The sequence below is a fragment of the Subtercola boreus genome (assembly GCF_003399635.1).
In the GTDB taxonomy this organism is placed as follows: domain Bacteria; phylum Actinomycetota; class Actinomycetes; order Actinomycetales; family Microbacteriaceae; genus Subtercola; species Subtercola boreus_B.
The window spans coordinates 168,662-175,152 of record NZ_NBXB01000006.1 but is presented as its reverse complement, the minus strand read 5'-3'; the positions used below and the strand labels follow the sequence as shown (position 1 = coordinate 175,152).

The 6,491-nt window shown below is 62.3% G+C and carries 8 protein-coding genes; 4 read left to right on the top strand and 4 right to left on the bottom strand.

Annotated features, from left to right (window positions below; translation table 11 throughout):
- Positions 1–560: IS21-like element helper ATPase IstB (istB, locus tag B7R22_RS02000; RefSeq protein ID WP_116410126.1), on the top strand; the 560-nt coding region annotated here is incomplete at its 5' end.
- Between the two features lie 353 nt (positions 561–913).
- On the opposite strand, the gene B7R22_RS19015 is transcribed toward istB, so the two are convergent.
- Together B7R22_RS19015 and B7R22_RS01990 are read right to left on the bottom strand one after the other, a co-directional pair.
- On the bottom strand, positions 914–1,090 hold the full coding sequence (locus tag B7R22_RS19015; protein ID WP_172582144.1) for a hypothetical protein: 177 nt from the start codon (positions 1,088–1,090) through the stop codon (positions 914–916).
- Between the two features lie 68 nt (positions 1,091–1,158).
- Complete coding sequence (locus tag B7R22_RS01990) at positions 1,159–2,271, bottom strand: glycosyltransferase (protein ID WP_147305268.1); 1,113 nt, start codon at positions 2,269–2,271, stop codon at positions 1,159–1,161.
- Positions 2,272–2,692: 421 nt separating this feature from the next.
- Here B7R22_RS01990 and B7R22_RS19010 point away from each other — a divergent pair, with 421 nt between their 5' ends.
- Positions 2,693–3,109, top strand: coding sequence for a hypothetical protein (locus B7R22_RS19010; RefSeq protein ID WP_116410123.1), 417 nt, complete (start codon positions 2,693–2,695; stop codon positions 3,107–3,109).
- Between the two features lie 442 nt (positions 3,110–3,551).
- Here B7R22_RS19010 and B7R22_RS01980 read toward each other — a convergent pair whose 3' ends face one another.
- Complete coding sequence (locus B7R22_RS01980) at positions 3,552–3,866, bottom strand: hypothetical protein (RefSeq protein WP_116410122.1); 315 nt, start codon at positions 3,864–3,866, stop codon at positions 3,552–3,554.
- Between the two features lie 130 nt (positions 3,867–3,996).
- Here B7R22_RS01980 and B7R22_RS01975 point away from each other — a divergent pair, with 130 nt between their 5' ends.
- Positions 3,997–4,443 carry a MarR family winged helix-turn-helix transcriptional regulator gene (locus B7R22_RS01975; protein WP_116410121.1) on the top strand — a complete coding sequence of 149 codons (447 nt, stop codon included), beginning with the start codon at positions 3,997–3,999 and terminating at the stop codon, positions 4,441–4,443.
- A 390-nt stretch (positions 4,444–4,833) separates the two neighbouring features.
- Here the strand turns inward: B7R22_RS01975 and B7R22_RS01970 are convergent, their stop codons facing one another.
- Positions 4,834–5,712 carry an SDR family oxidoreductase gene (locus B7R22_RS01970; RefSeq protein WP_116410120.1) on the bottom strand — a complete coding sequence of 293 codons (879 nt, stop codon included), beginning with the start codon at positions 5,710–5,712 and terminating at the stop codon, positions 4,834–4,836.
- A 23-nt stretch (positions 5,713–5,735) separates the two neighbouring features.
- On the opposite strand from B7R22_RS01970, the gene B7R22_RS01965 reads away from it, so the two are divergent.
- Positions 5,736–6,344: a TetR/AcrR family transcriptional regulator gene (locus tag B7R22_RS01965; protein ID WP_216363351.1), complete on the top strand. Its 609-nt coding sequence runs from the start codon at positions 5,736–5,738 to the stop codon at positions 6,342–6,344.
- Positions 6,345–6,491: the final 147 nt, after the last annotated feature.

Sequence of the window (6,491 nt, the reverse complement as noted above, 5' to 3'; positions counted from 1 at the left end):
TCCCGGGGATCAAGACGCTCGAGGAGTTCAACTTCGAGCACCAGCCGGGAGCGGACCGCACCCTGATCGCGCACCTCGGCACGAGCAGCTACCTCCAGGAAGCGAAGAACGTCATCCTCCTCGGACCCCCGGGGACCGGGAAGACGCACCTCGCGATCGGGCTCGGGATCAAGGCCGCGAAGACCGGGCACCGGGTCCTGTTCGACACCGCGAACGGGTGGGTCACGAGACTCCAAGAAGCGCACTCCCGCGGCAAGCTCGCCACCGAACTCAGCCGGCTGCGGCGCTACAGCCTGCTGATCGTGGACGAAGTCGGTTACGTCCCGTTCGACCAGGACGCAGCGAACCTGTTCTTCCAGCTCGTGTCGTCCCGGTACGAATACGCCTCCCTGATCCTCACCAGCAACCTGCCCTTCGGGCGGTGGGGCGATGTCTTCGGTGACCCCACGATCGCTTCAGCGATGATCGACCGGGTCGTGCACCACGCCGACGTCCTCAGCCTCAAAGGCACCAGCTACCGGCTCCGAGGACACAAAACCCTCACCACTACGACAAACTAAACACACCACGTGGCACCGTTTTCAATCGGCAACATTGGTACCATTTTCGGTCGGCGTTAACACCCCACCGACGTTGGAAGAGGAACGGCAACGATTGGCTGTGGGTTCGTTCCGGTGGGTCCTAGCGGCTGATCAGCGGGATACGTTCCTTTCCGCCCCGAACCCGGTGGATGATCTCAGCGAAAACGCTGGCGAGTTCGGGGCCGATGACCAGCAGACGTTCCTGGTCCGTCTTGGACGGAGCACTCGGGGGATGCAAGCCAACGCAGCGCCCGGCGCCACAAACGCCCGGACCGTCTCGCCGGCATCAGCCGCGTGGCTCAGTCGATCCCCGGCGCCATGTTTCGTGAGTCCTATAAAACGAGAAGAGCTTCGCTCATGTCGAGCGCTGCATGGTAGAACCATGCGATCATCTGGACGCTCGACGTCACGTTGTAGTCGGCTGAACGGCCGTTCGACGGCCCCACCTGTTCCCGCTCGAGTAGCGCGACCATCATGCTCGAGTTCCCGTGCACGATCCCGCTGGCCATCTGCCACAGAGTAAGCGGTGGGAAGATGAGCTTGGGCACCAACACCTGCGCGGCCGTGAGGCGATCCCTCAGCGGGCGTTGTCCGCCAGAGTTTCCACTCTACGAACAACGATTGTGGAGTCGGGGAGCCCAAGAACGTCCGACCGCAGGGCCAGAACGTTATTGCGCGTTGTGCCGTCGTCACGTAGTGCTGCCACGGCATCTCGAATGAGATCCGGGGTAGCAGAGAGGGGATCGAGCACCCGTCCGATGCCGAGACTATCCACCCGATCGGCTGTAAACGGCCGGTCCGCGCCCATTGGGAAGACAATCTGACTGGCGCCGCCCAAGACAGATCTCATGAACAGGCCGCTACCCCCGTGATGAAGCACGACACTCGCCTGCGGAATCAGCGATTCGAGATCGATGTAACGTTCAACTCGCTCATGCGGCGGTTGCCGCCCGAAGCGAGCCGGATCGAGATCGCGTCCCACGGCAACAACAGTGGGAGCGTTCAAACCCGCCAGCGCCCTGAGCACCCGATCGAAGAGATCGCCGGACTCGGTGTTGAACTCTGTTCCGAGCGTTGCTACGACCGAGCCGTTCGGAGCTGGATCCTTTCCTTCAGCAGGCCGCATCCAAGCTACGTCCGAGGGAGCTGGAAATTTCGGGTCGCGCATACGGGGCGCGAACGGCACAACAAATAGGTTTCCCCGATGCGGGAACTGTTGCGCCAGGCCCAGGGCGACCCCCAGCCTCTCGAGCGCGCCGCTGATCCGCTCGTCTCGCACGAGGGCTCCCGATGCAATCACAGAGACGACCACAACCGGCAATCCCGCGCGGGCGCCTGCCCCCATCGCGCCGAAGTCAAGCTCGTCACAAACGATCACGTCCGCCCAAGGCAGCTCCTTCTCGACAGCGTCCGCAGACTGACGCGCAGCATCGCCCGCGAAATACTCAGCAACTACGTCCACCTCCGCCTCTCGGTTCACCGGTAACAACGGAGCTATCTCGCTCGTGACACGGGTCCGGTCATCCTGGCGGGCTGAAATGCGCTGAAACAGCCCCGCAGGAGCGGACGTGACACCAGAGGCTCGTCCGACGAGGCTCAGATCGTGACCTGCTTCAGCGAGTCCTTGCAGGAGCGGCAATTGGGGAACGAGATGACCTGCACCACCAACGAAAGAGCAAAGAACGCGCATGCTCCAACGCTAGCGCGGCCTAAGAAGAGACGACGCTCAACGATCAGGGCTGCCCGTTAGGCGGTCGGGTGCTGGAGGTCTTTCTTGTTCAGTTCGGGAATGCGCCGCACGACGAGGCGCCCGGGGGTGTGGTCTTTCTTCGCCCGGGAGGTGAACGCCGTGAAGGCCTAAAGCATCGCGGACGATGGCGGATTCTCTCCCGTGCGACAGTCTTGAGCTTTTCCTCGTTGTCGGGCCGCAACCATTTGATGCGTGACGAGAGTCTGTGCCGAGACCGTCTGTCCTCGCAAATGACGACTTACAGGAGTGAAGGTGCCGTGGGAGCATCAGTCTGACGATTGGCCGGTTGGGCCGGGCGTCATCCCGGTCGGCATCGCTCGGCGAGATGACTTAGAAGCGGAAGTCAGAACAGGTGAGAACAGTGATCCCGAAATACAGGGCGAGCACGCCTGACCTCGTTGACGATCAAACGGAACAAGCTCGCACGCTTCGGGCATCCCTGTGGCTAGTAGCTCTCTTCGGAGCTGGCCTCATCCCGCCAATCCTGATCGCGGCGGGGTTTCTCAACTCATTCCTTTTCCTGAAGAACACCACACAGTCCGATCGGGCCGATAACGCGCAAATGACAGGAGGGCTCGTCTATGTCCTCATCGGTGCCGGGGTGCAACTGGCTTCGACAATCGCAGTCTGGGTAATCGCTGCACGTCTCGCTCGGATCCGAGGGCGAAGTTCGAGCACTTCCACCGTTCTGTCTGTCTTTGTTGCTGTCTGGCTGGCTGGGACGGTGTTGGGCCTCACCTTCTACGCTGCTATCTTCTTTCAGAACTACCACCAATGAGCGGCCCCAAAGCTCGGAGCACCGGACACCGATTGTCTGACAGTCCCGCAGGGCCGTCCGTTGAAGCATCCCGGTCAGGTGCGTCTGACGGAGCAATATCCGGCGAGCAAAAGTCCGGAACGGCGCCCGGTCTAATCGGGGATTGGTGGGTATCCACCGTTGGGGTGTAGGAGGGTATGCATCCGGAGGATAGCTGCGTCGGCGCGCTCGAGCGCTGCCGCCGCTATCTCGATCGCGACTCTGGAGTCGTGCCAGTCGGTGTTCCAGCTGTCCTCGGCCATCACTATTCGGCCCTCGTCGCCGAGCCGGCGAAGCCTGCGCAGCGAAGCGCGTATCTCTTCGCGGATGGGCTATCGAGACTGGGTCAAGGCCAGTTGGGGCTGCTGAACGGCGGGTGTTCATTGGAGGAGTGAGCCCGATCGCTGTGTGCTCTGGCAGGAAGTCATGAGGATGGATGGGGGTGACGAGTGGAGCGGAGCAGGAAGCTAGCGCTGGCGAGGTGGATCGCCGCCGCGATACTCGCTCCGACGACGCCGGGCGTTCCGAGGTGGACTGCGATTGCGGCATCACCCAGCTGCACGAGGCCGCCACCCCCAATGACGATGGCAGCGAAGGTCGGTGCGCGCCGGATAGTCAGACTGGCGGTCATGAGCCCGGCGGCGAGAACCAAGGACCGCACCCCGTACATGTCGACGTAGAACCTCGTACCGAGATCGGAGGTGGCGGGTGAGCCGAGAAGCGTTGATGGATTGGCCATCGCAACAATCCCAAAAGCGCCAGAAGCAAGGGCGGCTGCCATGTTCAACCCCGGTACCGCATAAGAAGCAAATCGTGCATACCGTGAATCATTCAGCAGCGGAATCATATTCACACTGTAGCATTTCTCCGTGGCGACTTTGAATTTTCTGACCAGCACTGTTTTCCGTCTCGGAGTGTTGGGCGCGCGGTGGGAGGAGGTGTTTGCCCGTTCCGTCGAGGCGGAGGGTGTTCGACCGAAACACGTGGCCGTGCTGGCGGTGCTTCGTGAGGGCGTACCGAGAACCCAGCAAGATCTTGCCGGGTTGATGGGCGTCGGCCCAAGTCTCGTCGTCGCGCTCGCTACCGATCTTGAGTCTCGTGGGGCGATCGTCCGGGAGCGGGACGTAAACGACCGTAGGCGGCAGCGACTGCGACTGACGCCGTCGGGGGAAGCGCTTCTTCACCGTTGCGAAGCAGTGATATTGAGCCTCGACGCGGTCATTGCAGACGCAATCGGCCCCTTGGCTCCTGCCCTTGATGATGCCCTCGCCGCGCTGGAAGCTATTCCTCGTCCGGAGGCGAGAGTCCGCGAATGAAACGCCGATAGGCCCTGCTTCTACAAGAGCCAGAGCGGACGGTTCCGAATTCGTCAGCTAGCACGAGGAGCCCGAGCATCGTCGGCGTACACAGCGATTCCGATGATGGCAATCACCATAACCGCTGCGATGGCAATGGAAATCGGAAAAAACCCCCACCCCCGATAGCGACGGCTTCGTTGTGGCTGTTGAGAGCAACCATGGCGAGAGACGGCAGCCTTGAAAGTACGAGGGCACCTCGTCTTTTTCTGCGCCCGACGACTACGAAGGCTGGAGGTTCTCCTCGTGCGACTGCCCGCACGCCCGCACGCCCGCACAGTATTCAGCTCCCATCCGGGTGAACGCGGAGGGTGATCCACCTTGTCGTGGATCTGGACATGCAGTTGCTTTCTAGCGCTGGGCTGCCGCTTTGGGGAAGTGGGGGCGGAGGTTGGCTGCGGTGATCCGGTCCAGGGTGCGGTCGGGCAGGATTCGAGCGAGGCGCGTGAGCAGGGCTGCGTCTCGGCCGATGGTGTACCGGGTTTTGGGCTTGCGGGCGGTGACGGCTTCGGCGATCACGAGAGCGGCCTTGTCCGCAGAAACACCCGACTTCGTGAAAGAGACGGCCTGGTTGATGACCGCCTGCATGAGGTCGCCGTAGACGTCGCGCTGCGAAGAAGTCATCTGCTGGACGAAATCCTGTGCACGTTCGATGCCGTGGCCGGTCATCTCTGTCTTCACACCGCCAGGCTCTACCAGCACGACCTGAACCCCCTGGGGGGCGAGTTCTCGGCGCAAGGAGTCGCTGACTGCTTCGAGGGCGAACTTCGCTCCGGAGTAGGCGCCATAGGTGCCCATGGCGATCTTGCCGCCGACAGAGCTGATGTTGACGACCCGACCACGGCTCTGGCGCAGGAACGGCAGCACCGCCTGCGTGACCGCAATGTGCCCGAAAAGGTTCACCTCGAACTGCCGGCGCCACTGCTCCAGCGGGAGCGTCTCGACCGGTGCGTTGATGGCGATGCCGGCATTGTTCACCACGGCTCGGAGCGGTCGGCTCTCGGGATCGCCCGCGACCCGAGCAGCAAGAGCCTCGATGTTGCCGGGATTTGTGATGTCGATGATCACCGGCTCGAGATCCGCCGCGCGAACTCTTTCGGCGTCGCTCTCGCGGCGGACCCCGGCAAGGACGTGAAAGCCACGAGAGCCGAGCTCGCGGGCCGTGGCTGCACCCATGCCGGTCGAGGCGCCGGTCACGATGATGAGCTCTTTTCGGTGTGACGTTGTCATATGAAGGATCATGGCGCATTCGGATGACAATGTCAACTAAGCTTGTCGGTGTGGTCACCCGTGCTGAGACTGCCGCCACCACCCGGAGGTCCCTCGTTCTCGCCGCGTCGGAACTCCTTGACTCCGGAGGTCCCGACGCTGTCACGCTTCGAGCCGTCGGCGCACTGGCCGGAGTCTCCCGCGGTGCCCCGTATGGCCATTTCAAGAACAAGGAGCACCTTCTCGCCCAGTTGGCCATCGACGCTTGGAACGGATTGGCCGACCGACTGCAGCGTCTCCACGCTGACAAAGACCTCTCTCCCACAACTCGACTCGAGCGAGCCCTTCTCGCCCTGGTCGACGTCGGCCGCGAACACCCACACCTCTACGCGCTGATGTTCAGCGCTCCATCCGGAAACACAGTCGGCGCGACTGAGGCGGCCAGCAGGTCTCAGGAAGAGTTCCTCAACATCGTCGCTGAAATCGTGGGAAGAGATCAATCACGCCGGTATGGAGCCCTTCTCATGTCCAGCGCCTACGGCATCTCCGGCATGGAACTCAGCGGCCACCTCTCCACCGAAAAGTGGAACGTCACCGGGAACCAACTCGTCGCCATGCTCGCAAGCTCGATCCACCACGACACGGGTGACTGATATTTACCACAGCCACAGTTCCACTCGGGAACTCTGGCCGCACAGGCATCGGACCAGTCCCTCAGCTCGAGTGCGTCGGCGCAAGACGCCTCGAAAACCTTTGGGTTTTCGAGGCGCGACTGCATCCCGACCGGTCGATGCGGGGTT

What these genes read in the sequence shown, in the direction of transcription:
- B7R22_RS01990 (WP_147305268.1), bottom strand. Translation starts at nt 2,271, where the DNA reads ATGCGCGTTCTTTGCTCTTTCGTTGGTGGTGCAGGTCATCTCGTTCCC.
- B7R22_RS01965 (WP_216363351.1), top strand. Translation starts at nt 5,736, where the DNA reads ATGACAATGTCAACTAAGCTTGTCGGTGTGGTCACCCGTGCTGAGACT.
- B7R22_RS19015 (WP_172582144.1), bottom strand. Translation starts at nt 1,090, where the DNA reads ATGGCCAGCGGGATCGTGCACGGGAACTCGAGCATGATGGTCGCGCTA.
- B7R22_RS01970 (WP_116410120.1), bottom strand. Translation starts at nt 5,712, where the DNA reads ATGACAACGTCACACCGAAAAGAGCTCATCATCGTGACCGGCGCCTCG.
- B7R22_RS01980 (WP_116410122.1), bottom strand. Translation starts at nt 3,866, where the DNA reads ATGGCCAATCCATCAACGCTTCTCGGCTCACCCGCCACCTCCGATCTC.